Source organism: Streptomyces lacaronensis (genome assembly GCF_047337785.1).
Taxonomy (GTDB): domain Bacteria; phylum Actinomycetota; class Actinomycetes; order Streptomycetales; family Streptomycetaceae; genus Streptomyces; species Streptomyces lycopersici.
The window spans coordinates 12,171,459-12,188,483 of the sequence record NZ_JBLHDK010000003.1 but is presented as its reverse complement, the minus strand read 5'-3'; the positions used below and the strand labels follow the sequence as shown (position 1 = coordinate 12,188,483).

The window sequence follows — 17,025 nt, the reverse complement described above, 5'->3', positions numbered from 1 at the left end:
ACATGCAAGGCCTGTTCGCTCCACACCCGTCCCTGGTAGACGTCACGCCGTACGGCCGTCTCATTGAAGTCGAAGTGCCGCATTACCTGTTCCTCTTCCTGTCCCGTCCACAGGCCAGGGCGGCTTGTCCAGGTGCCCCTCCGGCTTATCCAGTGCCCTGGGCCGCTTGCCGCGCCCGTGATATGCATCTGGTCGACTCCGGGAGTGCTCTCGCGACGGTAGGGGGGCGGAACGCCAATACCGCACGTGGTTCACCTCCTGTGGGCGGGGTCAGTGTGATGGCAAGCACGGATGGTGAGCCGTGTATGTCGTGCGCGAGCTGGTCTCCTTTCTCGAGTGACCTTCGATGCGTCTGGTACGTGGCGCTCTGCCCGGTACCGGTAGTTGTTGGTCTGCACTGTTCAGACAGGAGAGGCAACGTCCATGCGGTTGCACATCAGGTCCACCGTTCTCACGCTCGCTGCCGCCGTCGCGGCTCTGGCCGGTACGGTGGCGCCGGCGTCAGCGGCACCCAGCGAGACGGTCACCACCACGCTGCTGGAAGCCATTGACGCACTGCCCGTGGCGGCGGAAGACCGCACCGGCTATCAACGCACGGCGTTCAAACACTGGGTGGACGCGGACACAGACGGCTGTAACACACGCCAGGAAGTGTTGATCGGCGAGGCGATCGAGCCGCCAGCGGTCAGCGGCCGGTGCACCATCAGCGGCGGCATCTGGCATTCGTACTACGACGACACCGACGTGCAAGGCGCCCGCGGCCTGGACATCGACCACATGGTGCCGCTCGCCGAAGCCTGGGACAGCGGCGCCTCCACCTGGTCTGCGCAGGAACGCCAGGACTACGCCAACGATCTCGGCGACAGCAGGTCTCTGGCCGCAGTGAGTGCTCGGGAGAACCGTTCCAAAGCCGATCAGGACCCCAACCAGTGGCTTCCCACCGGTCCGGGAGCATTCTGCCGGTACATCGAGGAGTGGACCGTGGTGAAGTCCCGCTGGGGACTCTCAGCGGACCCGGGCGAAGTGACCGCGCTCTCCGATCTCACGGCTGGCTGCCGCGACACCCGGATCACCTACACACCTGCCCGCTGAAACCAGGAGCCGCATAGCCGTCGCGCAGAGGTACCATCCACCACCAACATGAAAACGCCCCAGACAAGGGAGCTTGTGGTGGACACCTCTGCCGACAACACCAATCTGAAGTCCCAATACGCGTCGCAGATCACCGCCGATCTCGAACACAACTCCGCCGAACACGAACGTCTCAGCTCCGAGATCACGGCACTGCAGCAGCAGCTGCTGGTGCTGGAAAACAACCAGGCGCTGCTGCTCAGCATGCGGCAGAGCCTTGGCGACGAAGCCGCCGGTGACGTTCCGGAGAACACCGGCGTCAGCGGCACTGAGAATGGTGCATCCGCCGCACGGAAGTCCGCGGAGCAGTCGACGACGCGCAAGCCGAAGAAGAAGACCGACGCAGCCAGCGGCAAGCGGAAGGGGACGGAGCCAGGCGGGAGCCGCACCAAGCAGGTGCGAGAAGCGGGTGCGCCCACCCTCCGGGACCTCATCCACGGTGACCTCACCCAGCACGGTGAACCGCGCTCCGCAGCCGAGGTCACTGCCGCCCTCACTCAGGCTCTTCCGGACCGCGAGATCAAGGCCACGGTCGTGCGCAGCACCCTCGAGTCGCTCGTCGCCAAGGGCCAAGCACACCGCACCAAGCAGCAGAGGTCCGTCTTGTACTCGGCCACTGCCCCCGACGCGGCCGCTGATGCGGCTGAGCGCAGCGCGGCATCTTCTTCCTGAGAGCTGTAGGCCGACCGCACAGGGCTCGAGAAGCCCACCAGCCTCGATGGGGGCTGGTGAGGGATTGGCACGCGTGGGGCTGGTGGGCGCCTTCTTCTGCACTGCGCTGCCGCTGATCCACGGCAACACCTCTCACACGTGTGGAGCTGCTCCTCCTTGCCCGTGGCACTGCATCCTTGCCGGATCGTGGGTGGGTTGGTGGGTTATGGTGCCCGCATGAGCGGACGGTTCACCGGCTGGCCGGAGCGAGCCATGGATGTGTTGCTGCATCTGCAGGGCGAGCCGTCACGCGTGGTGCGCGAGCAGTACCGTGCGGATCGCGAACGTCTCGTCCGGCAGCCGATGATCGCGCTGCTGAACGATGTGGCGGACGTCGATCCCCGGTACGAGGACTTCTCTGTCTGGCACTACCGCACCAACTCCTGGTGGTGGCAGCATCAGGGCGCGGTGATCTGCCTCGGCCACAAGATCGAGATCGGCCTGCGGTTCGACCTGGACGGCCTGCGGATCCAGGGCGCTTGGTGGTATCCCGACCCTGGCCAGGTCGACAAGTTCCGCAAGGCCATCGCCGCCGAGGGAAGCGGCCACGAACTCTCGGCCATCATCGAGGACTTGAGGGAGAAGGGCTACCACATCTCCGGGGACGTGATGAAGCGCCCCCCACGGGGTTATCCATCCGACCACCCCCTCACGGGCCTCCTGCGCCACCGCTCACTGATCGCTGCCCACCCCCTCGGCTGCGACGACTGGCTCCACACCCCTGAAGTGGTCGGCAAAGTCCTCGCGGCCGCCGACAACCTCCACGCCATGCTCACGTGGCTGATCCGTCACGTGAACAGCTCCACCTGACTCCAGAAGAACCAGCGTCGGCATACACCGTCCGGGAAACTGGCGCACATCGCCAACGGGAGAGGGATGTGTACGGGACCCTTTCTTCCCAGGCCGTCTCCGAGCTCATACGCCTGATCGCACAGACGCGGCATTCAGGCCGGGCTGAGCGCGGCCGGACGCGGCGCTGGCGTGGACGGCGTCGGGTCCCAACTCTGTCTGTCCTCTCCTCCCCGTGTCGCCATCATCTGGGCCTGACCGTGGCGATGAAGGGCCGGGTGCCGATGGAGGCGTCGGGATCAGGGCTGCGGAGGATGTCGGTGTGCTCGCCGGTCAAAGCGGTGAGTGTCGACGAAGCTCGGCTGGCTGCTCATGCCCACGGGTCTGATGTGCCTGCCGGGGTACACCCATGACGGTCACACGGCCTTCCTGTGGTCAACGGAAGAGCCGCGAGGCGGGAGCCAAAAGGGCTCCGACGGCCACCATGCCCGCGAGCAGGGGCACCGGTAGGTGGGCGCCTGGTGTGTACTTCAGGTGGCTGAGGTTGGATCCGGCTCCGATCAACCAGAGCAGACTGCCGACTATGATCAGCAGGTAGTTGTCCCTTTCACCGAGTATGCGCATGCCTGCCCACAGCAGCAGCGGCATCACGAGTAATAGCGCCACAACGAATGTGACCGCGTGGATTTCAGCGCTTCCCCATGAGCCGCCGTCGGGGTCTGCGCGTTTCTGGGCCCGTGCGGCGGCATAGCCAGCGCTGAGGATGAGGTGGCATACGAGTACCGCCACAGCTGTGACTGCCGCTCCCTTGAGGAGCTGTACCGCTCGGGACATGTTTCATTCCACGCTTTCCAGAGGCTGCGGGGTCCTGCGTACCGTACGCAGGACCCCACGGTTTCCGCACGATGAGGTGTTACTCGTCCTTGAGTGTCTTCTCAAGGGAGTCGGCGTACAGGCGCGCACCCGCGGGCTTGGGGTGGAACGACTGCATGGACGGCTTCGGCAGGTCGTTGTCCGCCTTCGCCTGGCCGGAGAGCACGATGCCATGCACCGATTCCGGATCGCCGCAGACCGCTTTGCCGGTGAACACTCCGCGCGGGTCGGAGAGCACCGCCTTGGCTTTGTACTGGGAGTTGGCGTCGTCTACTGCGCCCTTCATCTCGTCGGCGAGGATGTCGGCGACGCTGTTGACCCATTTGCCCTCAACATCCTCCATGCCGAGGACGCACGAGCCGTTGTCCTCCAGAAGCCTGGGGTAGCCCATGAGGACGATCTTGGCATTGGGGGCCTTGTCGTGGATCGTCTTCAAGGTTGCGGTGATGCGTGGGCGGATCTGCTCGTGGAGCCACTTCGGCGCCCACTCGTCCAGCCGTCCGGTTTCGCCACCGGTCTTCTCGCCGTTGTCCGGGTCGATGTTGTCCAGCGACTCTGCCTGGCAGTTCCATATGCCGGACACGACGCACTCGGTGATGATGTCGGTGAACCGGGCGTCGTTGCCGCCGACGGACAGAGTGACCAGGCTAGTGTTCTGGTCGAGGTAGCCCTGCTTGAGTTGCGCGAGTTCGCTGCTCCTGCCCGTGTTGAGGATATTGAAGGTACGGGCGCCGGAGCAGGCGATGAAGTGGTAGTCCATATTGGCGTCCACGCTGTCGGCCAGCGCGCCGATGGACTTGCTGTAGCCCGGCAGGGTCGCCTGACGCGACCATGCGATCTTGGACCTGTGGCAGGAGTTCTTCGACTTCGGTTCTGTCTTGTCGTAGTAGTCCGACTCGGCGTAGTAGTCCTTGCCGCCCGGCTCGGTCGCGCCCTCGCCTGAGGAGTATGAGTCGCCCATCGCGACGACGAAGTTCTTCGGCTTCGCCGACAGCGGCTGGAATGCCACGGAGTCCCAGGCGATGTCCTCATCCCCGGTGCCGTCTTGGGTGTCGCTGTCCAGCGACACCGTTGGGGTGCCGGTGAAGTTGAACACGCCCAGGTCGACCCACTTGTTCTCCAGCACTCGCTGGGGGTGCACCCGGTAGGGGCTGGTCGAGTCGGTACCGCCGATCAGATAGGTGGCCTGACGGGTGTGGGCACCGTGGTCGGGCATGTGCGCGTAGACGCGCATCCAGCCGCGCTTGGACGAGTTCAGGGTCCAGGTGCCCTTGACGTACAGGCGCCCGCCGTCTTTGTCGTCGATCTTGGATCGAGTGTGGGCGAACCAGAAGTGGTTGCCGTTCCCCGCGCCGATCTGGTGCATGTCGATCCGGCCTGAAGCCGTGGCGAAGTCGAGGGCGAATGAGCCCTGTGAGGAGACCGCTCCGCATCGGCTCGATGATCCCGCCGGGACAGTGCCGTTGGGCAGGTCGTCCACGATCAGCGCCCCGGCAGGGAGGCCGGTGTTGCAGCGTGGCGGATAGGAGTTCGCATCCGGCTGCTCTGGGTAGGTGTCGTCGAACCGGTGGATGGGATTGCCGCACTCCGCGTTCTTGCAGTCTTTCCACGAGGCGGGCTCGTGGTACCAGCACTTCAGATACAGCGGGTCCTTGCTGGCATCCGGGTCACCGGGCACGTCACCGGGCAACGTGCAGGGGCCCTTGCCCGTGTCGTTGGACGCGCCCGTGCCGATTTTGAACTGATCGCAGTTGTTGGAGTCGTTGCAGAACTGCCCGAGCGGCGGCTTCGCCCGGGTGCGCGCTTCGGTGGTGTTCCACCAGGCGGCCCGGTATCCGGGCTGGAAGTCACCGGGAGCGAACATGGCCGAGATCGGGCGTGCGGCCCAGCCGATGACCTTTTCCTCGTACGGCCAGTCCTGGGGGTGCGAGGCGTGCGAGTAGTCGTCCTTGCCGCCGCCCGCTTCCAGGAACGGGGGGCGGTTGGCCTTCCACAGCGGGTTGGCGGGGTTGTTCGTCCAGCCCACGCCCCATTTCCCGGAGTTGCTGCCTGCCGTCGACTTGGGGTAGTAGCCGGCGTTGTAGGCCCACAGCGCGTAGAACCAGTTCTCGATGTACTTGGGGTCACCGCCGTTGATGGTCAGTCCGTCGGCGCGGGTATCGTTCCATTTCTCGATCAGGATGTTCACGCCGGCTGCGATGTTCGCAGCGTAGTCCAGGGCGACGGCCTCCTGCTGCACGGTCGTCTTGGGCGTCTCGTGTTCCTTCTCCTTGCCGTGCATGCGCATGCCGTCGGTGACCTGGGTGACACCGTAACCGCAGTCGGCTTCAGCGAAGTTGATCGCCCATGGGTCCTTCTGATCGCCGCTGGCCGAGTACTTGATGCCGTAGTAGTTACCGATCAGCGCGTTGCCCGTCACGCCCGGAACCACGGTGCGGGCGGCCTGCCACATGTTCGACTCCTGCGCGGTGACGCCGAGCATCACCTGCGCGGGAACGTGCCAGTCCGCGCCCGAGCCGCCCTTGAGCGTGGTGAGGGGGAACAGCGTCTGCGGCGCGTATGCGGCCATGCCGGTGTTCTTCCAGTTTGCCGCGCGCGTGGCTCCCTTGTTGAGCTTGCCGACGACAGCCTGGTCCACTGCCCATTCGATCTGGCGCGGGGTGGGCTGGAACGCCTGCTTCTGCGCGTTGCCGCGTGGCACGGAGCAGTAGCGGTCCGGCTCGTCGGTCCCGCCGATCCGCTGTCGCCTGTCGGAGGCTGCGGCTGTGAGCACGGGGGAGGTTTCATTGCCTGCACGTGCCGACTTCGCTCCGCCGATTCGGTCGCCCGGGATGGCGTCCAGAACCGCGGTCCTGCCGGTGTCCAGTGTCTTCAGGGTGGTGCGGACGGTCCGCTCGGTCAGTGCCTCCTCGGGCCTGATGCGGGAGTCCTTCCCGTCTGCCCAGCGCGAGGTGACAGCTGCCTGTCCGCGGCTGGAGACGAGGGCGTCCTTGGCCAGACCGCCTGGGTTGTGCAGCGTCTTGGCAGCGTGGCCGGTCGAGGTCGCCTTGCCGGTGACGTACACCTGTCCCGAGGCAGTCGCGGACAGGTCGAATTCCATCAGCCGGCCCTCGGCGAGGGCGGACGGCTCAGTCTTCGCGCTGCCGTTGCGCAGATCGTCCGCCGTCACCCGGGAGACGGTCGCCGTGTCGTCCGCGGCCGCGCGGGCGCGCTTGAGGGCCTTGGCATCGCGTGGCGTACGGTCGATGAAGGTGACGCCGCCGTTGGCGTCGGCCTTGAGTTCGAACGGGGTTGCCTTCGTGGTGGCGACCTCCCGCACCGTGTCGCCGTTCACCTTGACGATGTGGTTACCGCGTGCCGCGGCGATGCCGCCGCTGACGGGGATGGCGGAGGTGACCTGGCCGGGCACGGTGGTTTTGGTCTCCACCTTGCCGGTGGCGGCGTCGACGGTGACCAGGCGGGTTTTCTCGCTCTTCGCCGAGTCGTCCGTCAGTGCGGTGAACACCGCATCATCCCCCTGGCCGCAGCCAGGAGAGAAGTAGCCGAGTGTTGCCTGGAAAGGCAGTTTGGTGATCGTCCCGCTGTCCAGTTCGACGACGGCGGTGAACGCGCCGCGCGTCATCATCTCGGGCTTGTTCGTGAAGGTACGCGGCGCGTAGGCGACGGCGGCGTACTTTCCGGAGGCGGTCACGCAGGCGTTGCCGATCCATGTGTCCGTGTCGAACCCGGTCTCCGACAGCGAAGCGGCGGTCCGCCAACGGTAGCCGTCCTTCTCCACAGCGGTCAGGAGATGGAATCCGGTTCCGTCTCCCGAGGTCGTCCACGCTGTGTCATGCGACGTTCGGTAGTTCTTGCCGAGTGTCGCCGTACGGTCCTTGACCGGGACGGCCTGCGGCCAGTCTCCCGGCCTGGCACCGTCCGCATCGTTCGCCGCGGGCTTGCTCCAGCCGTTTGCGGCGTTCCCCGGAACGGCCGGGCCGTCGGCCGCGAACGCCTGGGTGCTGGTGGCGCCGGCGAGCAGTGCCAGGGCGACGGCTGTGGTCACCGATAAGCGAGCACGTCTGCGTCTACTTCGTCTCATGCTTCAACTCCATAGGTATGGATGCCTTACCGTCCCCGTGTCTTTCCACGCGCGGCAACGGATGGTGGCCGGATGAAAACACTGATAGAGGCGTCTACCGGATTTCGGTTCGCCTGACGGGGTATTGAGAGAATCCGTCCGAGGTTCTGGGCGACTGTTTGGACGGTTTGTCTGCGGACTCGCGACCCAGGTGTGCGTGCAGACATGCCCCACTGATGCGATTAAGCACGGTGGGGCATGGTGGAGATACTGACGCGGCGACCCCCGCGACTTATTGGCGCAGGAGTCGCCTCGACATCAGCGGGTATACTTTGACTTCGTGCTCTTCACGATGGTCACCTGGGGGTTCTCCGGGACCGGACTACCAGGATCCCGTGCGGTGAGTTCGGCGGGCCATGAAGTCCCGGGATACAAACCGACCGCTTCGCTCTTCATGCGAACCGTCGCATCAAATCCATGATCGCCGGTAATGCGGACAGCGACCTCGTAGAACCAACGTTGATCGCCACGGTTGGTGACCATTATCGGCACCGTCAAAGCGGATCCGCTGCGCACGGGCTTGAAAACCGTCACATCCCCCTGGGTCACCACAGGATGCCTGAAGTGCTTATTCTCCTTGGGCTCCCCCGGCGTGACCGGCACGCCGCTTGGAGCCGCTGCGGCCCGTTCTCTGCCCGCTTCCTCTTGGGCTCTTTGCTCAGCCGTCTGAGGAGTGGGAGAACTTCCTTCCGCTGACGCGGAAGGTTCGCCAGTGCCCGATGAGGAAGGTGATTCCGCGGCGTTCAAAGCCCTGGAGGGCGGTGCCGTGGCAGCGCTCGAGTCATCCCCATCGGCGCCGCACGCAGTGGTCAGGACGCCCGCTGACAACATCAGCACGGTGAGAGCGAGTGCCGAACCGCGTGCTCCCGGCCGACGGCGCGTGAGGGCGGAATGTTGTGCCGATGTGTGCATGTTTCCGTTCCACTGCTAGGCAACGTGACTGGACCTGAGGTCGTGCAGCCGACGCACAATGCTCGTGCGCGGGGCCCCTTGATTTCTCAGCCGCAGAAGGGGCCGCGTACCGCGTCAATGATCGCCCCGCCGCTGCTGTTCTTCATGATTGCGGTGATCTGGGGACAGTTGTTCATGCGCACCGGGCCGGCGTACTGGGTGAAGTTGCCCTCGTCGGTGTCACACCTGGGGTTGGACACCTTGTTCTCGCAGATCTTGAGCTTCATGTACCTGGCGCCCTCAAGGTTGTTGTCGAAGAGCGCGCATGCGTAGTTGCTCGGTCCGGCGCCACCCTTGACGTAGCTGAAAAGGGTCCCGAACCGCCGGTCGTCAGGCAGCAGATCGACGCTGTAGAGGCTGTAGCCCGATCCGCAGAGAAGGGCCATCGCTTGGACCTTCTCCGGATTTTGCGCAGCGATTGCGCGCGTGGTGGCGTCGGCCTGAGCCGAAACCTTGACGCCGGGCTGCGACGTGTCAGCGGCCACTGCTTGCGGGGCAATCAACCCCAGGGCGGCAATCGAAACCGCTGCTACAGCGGCGCCTAAGCCAGACCTCCGGCTGCTGGTCATACGTGTCCCCTCCCATGAAGTGAAACAGAATCAGGACTGCGCGAAGAGAACTCGCTTGAACCCCCCGGTTCAGACGCGCGGCAGCCCTTGAAGGCGGGCCTGAGACTACGGATCGAATGAGATTCCGAAAAGACTGGTGTCCGACGACCACCCCCGCCAGCCCGCCTATTGGTGACCTACGGTAACGACACCTGCCCCCGCGAGGTCCACCGCAACAAATCACCTCAGCAGATGAGGTCTAAACCACTACCAACAGTCACCTTGTGTCCTTCGTCACAAACGGCATCGTCTGCAGTCAGGCATCACTCTTCACCCAGATGTAGCGCTAACTGGGCTGCTGCAATGACATGTCCGCCTTGCACTATTGACGACGCGGTCAGCGAGATCCGCCGCCCCGATCGGCTCAAGATCGCGCTCCAGCTCCAGGGGCGCGTCGGTCACCGGGACCGCGGGCATGTGCCTCCGCAGCCGACGCAGCGGGGTCACCACTGTGTCGTCGGCTCGGAACGGAGTAATCAGCAAGCGCCATGCCCAGCCAACGGGCGTGCGCCTGCGGCACCTGGTCGGAGAGCACCGGCGCGGTGGAGCCTCCCGCTCCTCCGACCGGAATTCATCAACACCCCGGTGCAGTTGCTCCCGGCGATGCGTGCCATGCAGCTTGAGGCCCATGGCGGCTCCCCGTGTCGACGTGAGGGGTGAAGTTCCCCTATGGCGATCGCCTGGTTCTGATACAGCATGCGTGCCGACTAGGGTCTATGCCGTCTGCTGGCCTGCTGTGAGAGGTATCTGATGTCTGAGCCTGCCTCGGATCCTTCCGTGGCTCATTTTGGAACGGACGGGATGCGCCGGTTCAATGTTTCCGGTGTGTATGGGGTCCGGCTGCCCGAGGCCGCCCTCGCGAGGCTTGAAGGCTCGGGTGTGCCCTTGCACGTTGCCCCGTACTTCACAGCCGCCAGCCCGTCAGACGCCATCCCCCTCGGCGTCTTCGCCGGCCACCACAATCTGCCTGCGCCGTCTACCGAGATGGAGGGGTGGGTGCGGATCGGGACGGACGGCTGTGCCCAGCTGTGCGTGCGGCCTGATGGCGCCGTGCAGGCAGTGTTCCTCGGACATGACGAGGAGGATGTGTTCGCCAGTTCTGACGTTGCCGCGTTCACTGCGGCGCTTGCGGTGCTTGATCGCCGGATGCCAGTGATCGCCGCCTCCCCTGGGCTGGAGGTGGCCGCAGCGGCCTTTCGGGAGCTGAACGCGGAGTTGCGCCAGCTCGATGATGCCGCGTTCGTGGAGCGCGAGAGCTGGTGGCGGCGGGTCCTGGACGATGTGCGGCACACTCTCAACTTCCCGTTCTCGTCGGCGTTCGAGTACATCGACGCTGCGGGCGGCAAGCAGATCGTGACGGACGCGACCGGGCCGGGGCGTGCCCATCCGGAGGAGCTGGTGTGGCAGCGCTTGTCCGCCGAGGGCGTTGCTCCTGAGCAGGTGCGCCGGGTGTACTGCGAGCTGGAGCCGTGCATGATGCCGGGGCACTATTGCGCGGTGTGGCTGCAGCGTACTTTTCCGCATGCGGAATTCACCCACAGCTTTGACTATGGCTCCGACGCGGATTCGCGTGAGGAGGGTCTCAGGGGGCTGATCACGTTCGCCGCCCAGCAGGCGGAGCGTCAGTGAACGACCAGAAGTGGGAGCGTCCTGCGGCCGGGCGGGAGCCGGCGGCGGCTGCTTTGCTGGCGTGGCTGGCCGACCCGGCGGCGCCTTTGATGTGTCTGGTCACGGGGAGCGCTGGCTGCGGTAAGTCCGCCTTGCTGGCCTGGCTGGTGGCGCATGGATCGCGTCCCGGTACGCCGCCGGAGCGTCGGGTGCACGCGGTGGTCCCGTTGCAGGGTCTTGGGGTGCGAGGGGCGGTGTGGATGCTGGCTGATCAGCTGGGGGTGGTCGCGCGCGCTCCTGGGGAGTTGGTGGCAGCTCTGGCGGCCGATGAGCGGGCGGTCACGATCGTATTGGCGGATCTGGATGGTTCCGAGGCCCCTGAGGAACTTGGGGATCTCGCGGTGGCGCTGGTGGGGCTTGGGCACGTACGTCTGCTGGTCGAAGCGGTCAGCGGCAGTCCCGCGGCCCTACGGTTGGGCTCGCGCGCGCCTGCTGTGATGAACCTCGATCACGGCCAGTGGACCGATCTTGAGCGCTTGGCGGCCTGGCGGGCCGCTATGCCCATGACCGCACCGTCTCCGGAGCCGGACGCGGAAGCCTCTGCGGGAGGAAGCCAGCCGGACTTAGATGATCCCGCCCAGGTCATCAGCGGGGACCCCCTGAAGGTGACCACCTGGTACGAGACCAGCCACACGGATCACGCAGGGCTGCGTACTGCCTGGCTGCGCGCGGGCCAGTCCCTCAGCAACGAGTCACGCCCAGCCCACCGTGCACTGGTCCTCCAGGCTGCCCTCGGTGACAGGGCCGACCCGCGGCTGTCAGAGGATCTGTCGGCGCTTGCTGCCGACGCTCCCTGGCGTCTGGTCTGGAGCCGGGTCAGCGGCGATGTCAGCCCTCCGTGGCCCGGTCCCGCCTTCGCGCTGGCAGCTGGGCACGGAGTACTCGATGGCGAGCTCCTGGTGGCCGACCACCAGGGTGTCGTGCGCAGGATCAGCGCGGCTGACGGGAGCCCCTCAGGCCGCCTGCCGCGGCCCTTTCCTTCAGCGGGCACGCTGACCACGCTGCCGGACGGGACGGTGCTCGCGCTAGACCGGCAGGGCCATCTGGACATTGAGCGCGTCCCTTCGGCACCGAGGCTTTCGGGGATCGAGGCCTTTTTGTCCAGTGAGCCAACGCCTGTCGAGCAGTTGGCCGAGACGGCGCGGGAGCATCTGTCCGGGCATCCCGGCCGCGTCCTGGGAGCATCCTTCACGTGCCTGGCTGCTGGTGACGGCACTGGCACAGTCCATGCTTTCGGTCTGCAGAGCCCTGTGCCTCAGCCCCATGCCGCGGTGCTTCATCGGGGGCCAGTGACCGCGCTGGCCGTCGTGGAGCTGGAGGTGTCCGAGGGGGTCGAGTCTGTGCCTCTGCTGTACAGCGGCGGGGCGGATGGCGTTGTGCGTGTCTGGTCCCCCGGCAGGGAGCCGCTGGATTCTCCTGTTGCTGCCCGGCCGTTTCCGGTCACGGCGTTGGCCGCCACGCGGGCCCCTGGCGGAACGGTACTGGCCATTGCGTGGGCGGATGGCCTGGTCGAGTGCCACCTTCCGGGCTCCGGTCAGGTGCGTACTTTTCGTCCCGGCCCGCCGGTCCTTTCGCTCGCGTCAGCTGCTTCCGGTTGCCTGGTGGTTGGTACTGACGAGATGGTCGTGTGTCTGCGTCCTGTTGATGCTGGAGCAGAGGCTTGATCTGCGCGGTAGTTGCTTGACGCCGTGTCACTTATATGACACATGTGGGCTGGTTGGCTTTACCGGGGGGACCAGGACGTGGGGAAGACACTGCCCGACGAGCTCGTCGAGGTGCTCGACCTCGTCGGCGTCGCATGGCCCAATATCGACGAAGACGAAGTCCGCGATACAGCGAAGGACTACCGCCACCTGGCCGACGGCATCCGTGATGTCATCGTGGAAGGCAACAAGGCCTGTTCCCACCTTGTCGCCGGTCGCAGCAAAGGCAAGACCGTCGACGCCATCGACCGGCGCTGGGGGAAGCTGACCACCAAGGACCTGTCCACGTTCGTCAAGGCGCTCGACGACCTCGCCGACGCTCTCGATGACTGCGCGGGTTTCATCGAAGGCTGCAAGATCGCGTGCATCGCCGAACTGAGCGCCACCGCTGCGACCGCTACCGCAGGCATCATCGGCATGTTTTTCACCGCCGGCCTGAGCGGCCTGCTCAGCGCTGGCGCCATCGCTGCCTGTCGCCTGGCCCTGCACGAGGCGATCAACCACGCCATCTCGGAGATCGCCTCGATCGTCACCGACAAGATCGAGCTGGCGATCCTCACGAAGATCGAGGCCCTGTTCACCGACCAGCTCGACGCTCACGACGACAATGACCTCTCCCGCTACGCCGTCGGGAGCGGCGATATGGCGCAGGACCTGGTCATCGAGTTCGACGAGTTCGAGAAGGCCTCAGGCGGCTACGACGAGACCAAGCGCAATTTCGACAAGAAGAAGGGCCTCCACAAGACGGGCGGCTCCAAGCGCCGCAGCTCGGTGAAGAAGGACAGCCGCTTCCACAAGCTGGCCACGGTGATGGACAAGGCCGAGGACGCTGTGGACAAGAAGGCCGACGAGACCGTCCACGTCCTGGAGAAGCACGGCGGCAAGATCGACGAGAGCAAGAAGGGGCACAAGAAGAACGACGAGAAGACCAAAGAGGAGATCGACAGGTGCAGGGGCGATGACGACACGCGCATGTACCTGCTCAGCACTGACGGAACCGTCCAGCGTCTGGACGCCGACGGTGATCTGCACCGCCTCGACAGCACCGACAAGGACCGTCTCGGCGGCATCCTCGACAACGGCAAGGTATGGCGGCCGCAGACCCGGCGCGACCAAGACGACACCAAAGTTCCCAACACCCACACCGGGAAGGTCCGCTCCACCAAGGTCGATCCCTACACAGACGAACTCGGGCAAGCCACCCAAGTAGCCCGTTATGCGCGTAACGACTACAGCGGCAACAACTACGCTGCAGGCCGCTACATCGACCCCGATGGCAAAGGAGAAAGCATCCTCGTCGGCTACAGCGAGAAGAGCATGCACTCCGAACGCTCCATCGGCTATCCCCTCCTACACAACGGGAAACAGTCGGGCCTCAAGGAAGTCTTCACCGAACGCGAGCCATGCCAGCTCAAACCCAGCTGCGACCGGTGGCTGGACCGTCACTTCCCGCAAGCCAAGACGGTCCATCACACGAACGACTACGACCAGGCCGTTCCCCGGCATCGCCGGGACCTGGCGCACCAGAAATATATGGAGGAGCTCCAGAAATCCCACGGCCGCTAGAATCGACCACCACCCCCTGTAACGAAACACGCTAAGGTCCCCCCATGAGCTTCGCTGTCTCCCCGGACGAACTCATCAGCACGTTCGGCTTGTCGGGCGTCGTGTACTTCCCGCGCTACGAGTCGCCGCACAACCGTCTCGACACACGGACCGCTGGCTTCCTCAGCAGCGTCGGGCTCCCGGACGAGGAATGGTTCAAGTCCAAGGCCAGTGTCGGCCAGGACGAGTCGGTCAGCCTGGCCGAGTGGTTCGGACCCGAGGACGGCACCCTGCCCAAGGAGTGCGGGGCATGGCTGGTACTCGGATACTTCTCCGCCTCCGTCATCGCCCTCGACCCCGAGAACGGCAAGGTGTACGCGTTCGGCGAGGGCGAGCCCCTGGACTCCTACACACAACTCCACCGCGACATCGAGTCCCTCGTCTACGCCCTGCACTTGTTCAAGAAGTTCGATGACCAAGAGCGGGATGACGACGGCGACATCGAAGAGCAAGTCGACCAGCTGCGAGCGCAGATCGAAGCCTTCGACACACTGCCGTTTGAAAACGAGCAAACACAGTGGAACCTCATCCTCGACGAGGTCATCGAAGGCATCTGGTAGACCGGCACTGAGACCACCCCGCTACCGGACGGTGAGCCGTGCGCTCGGGGTATCACGGCGTGCGTCGGAATCTGCCTGGAGTCATCCGTCGTAGGTGAGAGAGGCTGCCCAGGCAATACCGTCTCTACCCAGGCGCGGGCCAGGGTTCTGGGCGAGCACGGGTGCGCCGGATAGGTGCAGGTGTGCGGCAACAATGGAGAGCTCTGACATGACCATCGCTTGATGTATGTCGCGCAGCGCCAGTTCCACAGGGTTTTCGTTGACCTGGGGCTTTGTCCAGGGGGCAAGGGTCGTGAGGGTGGTGTGCGGTGGGGTCACGGTGATCCCGTGTGGGGCGAGAACCAGGACCTGTCCCGGCAGAGTGCCGATATCGTCCCGGTTTACGGGTCGGCCAGCCACGCAGGGGATGGCGCTGGCTCGGGGCTTGTCGCCGATGGGACCAGAAGCGCCGCCGTAGGTGAGCCACAGGACGACCTGCCCGTTGCCGTCGGGGCCGCCGTCCTCGTCGTGCGGCAGGTAGGGGTCGGGCCGGTGGGGCGGGTAGACCTGGTGTCCGCGGTAGGTGTACCACTCCCCCACTTCGTGCACCACGAGCGTGGCCAGAGCGTAGTGGGCCTGGGCCACGGACAGTGCCAGCAGATGCTCGTCATCGGCTCCGGCCGCGCACGCGGCGATGAGCTGGTCGTCGGCCCAGTGGTCGAACCAGCGCAAGGCGATGGTCGCCCCAAACGGGTCAAGGACGTCGGGAGCGGTGAAGTGCACGCGTGGGGTGAACGCGCTGGGGTGGTCGTCGCGGCAGGTCCAGCTCAGTCGGACTGCACGATGGTCGTAGGTGACGTGCGCGAGAAGCCCGGCAAGGCGCTCGCCGTGTTCCTCGACAGCACGCTGCCGGCAGGGCCGGCAGAGGGACTCTTCAGCTGTGGGGCCCGAGCGGCCGCACGGGCAGTACACCGGTTCGCGGGCCATCGGCGGCACGTATGGGACCAGCGGAGGAAGAGCGTGCGCGCCGACGCGGCCGCGGACGACGACATCGCGGGACGTGGCCTGTGTTCTGCCCGGGATGGCATGCGCGTCACGTGCGAGGCCGCGCTTTCGTCAGTCGCACCGCCCCGGTGTTGAGCAGGCGCTCACCGACGGCGCCATGCCCGCCCACCGAAAACGCCAGCGTGGTGAGGAAGGGTGCCAGAGCTTCGCGGGCGCACAAGGGGAGGTCGTCGAGGCCCGGTGTCTCGGCGGGTTCCACCGACAGGTGGATGCGGGCTTCCCGCGGCGTTTCGATCCCCGAAAGCGCGACATGGGCTGCCCATCCCGGCCCCGCCACGGTCAGGGCCTTGCGGGCCGAGGCGGGCAGCTTTACCGCGAGGAGGTAGTCCAGCACCCGGTCTCGCCCGAACGTCTGTTGGCCTCCCTCGGCGATCTGTTTCGCTGGAGTCCGGTTACGGATTTCCCGCTTGATACCCGTGGGCAGCTGTCCCTCCCCGCCGGGGTCGTCGCGCAGCTGGGCATCAGGGTCCATGCCTGGACTGTAGTGCGCTGCGGCAGCAGCCGTGCGGATAGGTCATGGGAACCGATGGCGCAGCATTGTGGCTCACGGCGGATGTCTCCCGACATGCACGTTGTTCCTGAGGCGTCGTTGCGACCATCCCCTAGCTCAAGGCAAGTTGTCCCGCTGCGTGGATGACGCGCGTCTGGAGGGTGGCTGCGGCTTGCTGGCGGATGCGATGTTCGAGTGCGGTGAATCTGCGTCGGGTGTGGGTGTTGGTCAGTGCCCGGTGCACGGCGGTGGCTTGTCCGGTGAGCACGACGCCGCGGCTGGCGCGGGTGACGGCGGTGTAGAGCAGGTTGCGTTGGAGGAGTTGGCTGGCGGAGGTGGTCATGGGGATGACGACGTAGGGGTATTCGCTGCCTTGGGAGCGGTGGACGGTCAGGGCGTAGGCGTGGAGGAGTTCGTCGAGGTCGGCGAAGAGGTAGGGGATGGACTCGCCGTCGGTCAGGGTGACGGTGAGCTGGTGGATCTCGGGGTCGATGGCGGTGATGGTGCCGGTGGATCCGTTGAAGACGCCATTCTTGCCGCGGTGGGGCTGGTTGCGGATCTGCAGGACGCGGTCGCCAAGGCGGTAGATGTGCCCCTCGTGGTAGTGCTGGGGCTTATCGGGTGCGGGTGGGTTGAGGCGGGCCTGCAGGCGGGCGTTGAGCGCGAGGGTGCCGGTGGCGTGGCGCCGGGCGGGGCAGAGGACTTGGATGTCGTCTGGCACGGCGTTGAAGTGGTGCGGGATGTGGGTGGTGACGAGTTCTACGACGTGTTC

Annotated in this window: 14 protein-coding genes; 7 read left to right on the top strand and 7 right to left on the bottom strand. The window is 65.6% G+C overall.

Annotation, left to right across the window (positions count from 1 at the left end):
- Positions 1 to 423: 423 nt before the first annotated feature.
- The 3 genes from ACMTAK_RS52435 (at position 424) to ACMTAK_RS52425 (ending at position 2,652) form a co-directional block, all read left to right on the top strand.
- Positions 424 to 1,092 carry an HNH endonuclease family protein gene (locus ACMTAK_RS52435; protein WP_413812739.1) on the top strand — a complete coding sequence of 223 codons (669 nt, stop codon included), beginning with the start codon at positions 424 to 426 and terminating at the stop codon, positions 1,090 to 1,092.
- Positions 1,093 to 1,170: 78 nt separating this feature from the next.
- Positions 1,171 to 1,803: a hypothetical protein gene (locus ACMTAK_RS52430; RefSeq protein WP_413812738.1), complete on the top strand. Its 633-nt coding sequence runs from the start codon at positions 1,171 to 1,173 to the stop codon at positions 1,801 to 1,803.
- 216 nt (positions 1,804 to 2,019) lie between these two features.
- The gene (locus tag ACMTAK_RS52425; RefSeq protein ID WP_413812737.1) at positions 2,020 to 2,652 is read left to right on the top strand and encodes a DUF2461 family protein; all 633 of its coding nucleotides are present in this window, start codon (positions 2,020 to 2,022) and stop codon (positions 2,650 to 2,652) included.
- A 414-nt stretch (positions 2,653 to 3,066) separates the two neighbouring features.
- Here ACMTAK_RS52425 and ACMTAK_RS52420 read toward each other — a convergent pair whose 3' ends face one another.
- From ACMTAK_RS52420 to ACMTAK_RS52405, 4 genes are all read right to left on the bottom strand, one after another.
- Entirely contained in the window at positions 3,067 to 3,420 is a 354-nt protein-coding gene (locus ACMTAK_RS52420; protein WP_413812736.1) for a hypothetical protein, read from the bottom strand.
- A gap of 124 nt (positions 3,421 to 3,544) precedes the next feature.
- Positions 3,545 to 7,585 carry an SGNH/GDSL hydrolase family protein gene (locus ACMTAK_RS52415; RefSeq protein ID WP_413812735.1) on the bottom strand — a complete coding sequence of 1,347 codons (4,041 nt, stop codon included), beginning with the start codon at positions 7,583 to 7,585 and terminating at the stop codon, positions 3,545 to 3,547.
- A 297-nt stretch (positions 7,586 to 7,882) separates the two neighbouring features.
- Entirely contained in the window at positions 7,883 to 8,158 is a 276-nt protein-coding gene (locus ACMTAK_RS52410; protein ID WP_413812734.1) for a hypothetical protein, read from the bottom strand.
- Between the two features lie 464 nt (positions 8,159 to 8,622).
- Positions 8,623 to 9,144: a hypothetical protein gene (locus ACMTAK_RS52405; RefSeq protein ID WP_413812733.1), complete on the bottom strand. Its 522-nt coding sequence runs from the start codon at positions 9,142 to 9,144 to the stop codon at positions 8,623 to 8,625.
- Between the two features lie 789 nt (positions 9,145 to 9,933).
- On the opposite strand from ACMTAK_RS52405, the gene ACMTAK_RS52400 reads away from it, so the two are divergent.
- The 4 genes from ACMTAK_RS52400 to ACMTAK_RS52385 all read left to right on the top strand — a co-directional run bounded on the left by ACMTAK_RS52400 (position 9,934) and on the right by ACMTAK_RS52385 (position 14,719).
- A complete protein-coding gene (locus ACMTAK_RS52400; protein WP_413812732.1) occupies positions 9,934 to 10,812 on the top strand; it encodes a nucleic acid/nucleotide deaminase domain-containing protein in 879 nt (292 codons plus the stop codon).
- Positions 10,809 to 12,515, top strand: coding sequence for a WD40 repeat domain-containing protein (locus tag ACMTAK_RS52395; RefSeq protein ID WP_413812731.1), 1,707 nt, complete (start codon positions 10,809 to 10,811; stop codon positions 12,513 to 12,515). Before ACMTAK_RS52400 ends, ACMTAK_RS52395 begins: the two co-directional genes overlap by 4 nt.
- A gap of 78 nt (positions 12,516 to 12,593) precedes the next feature.
- Positions 12,594 to 14,120 (top strand): nucleic acid/nucleotide deaminase domain-containing protein, encoded by a 1,527-nt coding sequence (locus ACMTAK_RS52390; protein WP_413812730.1) that lies wholly within the window; start codon positions 12,594 to 12,596, stop codon positions 14,118 to 14,120.
- Between the two features lie 44 nt (positions 14,121 to 14,164).
- Entirely contained in the window at positions 14,165 to 14,719 is a 555-nt protein-coding gene (locus ACMTAK_RS52385) for an SUKH-4 family immunity protein (protein WP_413812729.1), read from the top strand.
- An 81-nt stretch (positions 14,720 to 14,800) separates the two neighbouring features.
- Here ACMTAK_RS52385 and ACMTAK_RS52380 read toward each other — a convergent pair whose 3' ends face one another.
- The 3 genes from ACMTAK_RS52380 to ACMTAK_RS52780 all read right to left on the bottom strand — a co-directional run bounded on the left by ACMTAK_RS52380 (position 14,801) and on the right by ACMTAK_RS52780 (position 16,974).
- On the bottom strand, positions 14,801 to 15,685 hold the full coding sequence (locus tag ACMTAK_RS52380) for a hypothetical protein (protein WP_413812728.1): 885 nt from the start codon (positions 15,683 to 15,685) through the stop codon (positions 14,801 to 14,803).
- Positions 15,686 to 15,791: 106 nt separating this feature from the next.
- Positions 15,792 to 16,235, bottom strand: a complete 444-nt coding sequence (locus ACMTAK_RS52375; protein ID WP_413812727.1) for a hypothetical protein — start codon at positions 16,233 to 16,235, stop codon at positions 15,792 to 15,794.
- Positions 16,236 to 16,365: 130 nt separating this feature from the next.
- Positions 16,366 to 16,974 carry an ATP-dependent DNA helicase gene (locus ACMTAK_RS52780; RefSeq protein ID WP_461773854.1) on the bottom strand — a complete coding sequence of 203 codons (609 nt, stop codon included), beginning with the start codon at positions 16,972 to 16,974 and terminating at the stop codon, positions 16,366 to 16,368.
- Positions 16,975 to 17,025 lie beyond the last annotated feature (51 nt).

Bases quoted from the DNA above. Each gene is read 5' to 3' on its own strand.
- ACMTAK_RS52435 (WP_413812739.1), top strand. From the start codon at position 424: ATGCGGTTGCACATCAGGTCCACCGTTCTCACGCTCGCTGCCGCCGTC.
- ACMTAK_RS52425 (WP_413812737.1), top strand. From the start codon at position 2,020: ATGAGCGGACGGTTCACCGGCTGGCCGGAGCGAGCCATGGATGTGTTG.
- ACMTAK_RS52415 (WP_413812735.1), bottom strand. From the start codon at position 7,585: ATGAGACGAAGTAGACGCAGACGTGCTCGCTTATCGGTGACCACAGCC.
- ACMTAK_RS52405 (WP_413812733.1), bottom strand. From the start codon at position 9,144: ATGACCAGCAGCCGGAGGTCTGGCTTAGGCGCCGCTGTAGCAGCGGTT.
- ACMTAK_RS52400 (WP_413812732.1), top strand. From the start codon at position 9,934: ATGTCTGAGCCTGCCTCGGATCCTTCCGTGGCTCATTTTGGAACGGAC.
- ACMTAK_RS52385 (WP_413812729.1), top strand. From the start codon at position 14,165: ATGAGCTTCGCTGTCTCCCCGGACGAACTCATCAGCACGTTCGGCTTG.
- ACMTAK_RS52380 (WP_413812728.1), bottom strand. From the start codon at position 15,685: ATGGCCCGCGAACCGGTGTACTGCCCGTGCGGCCGCTCGGGCCCCACA.
- ACMTAK_RS52375 (WP_413812727.1), bottom strand. From the start codon at position 16,235: ATGGACCCTGATGCCCAGCTGCGCGACGACCCCGGCGGGGAGGGACAG.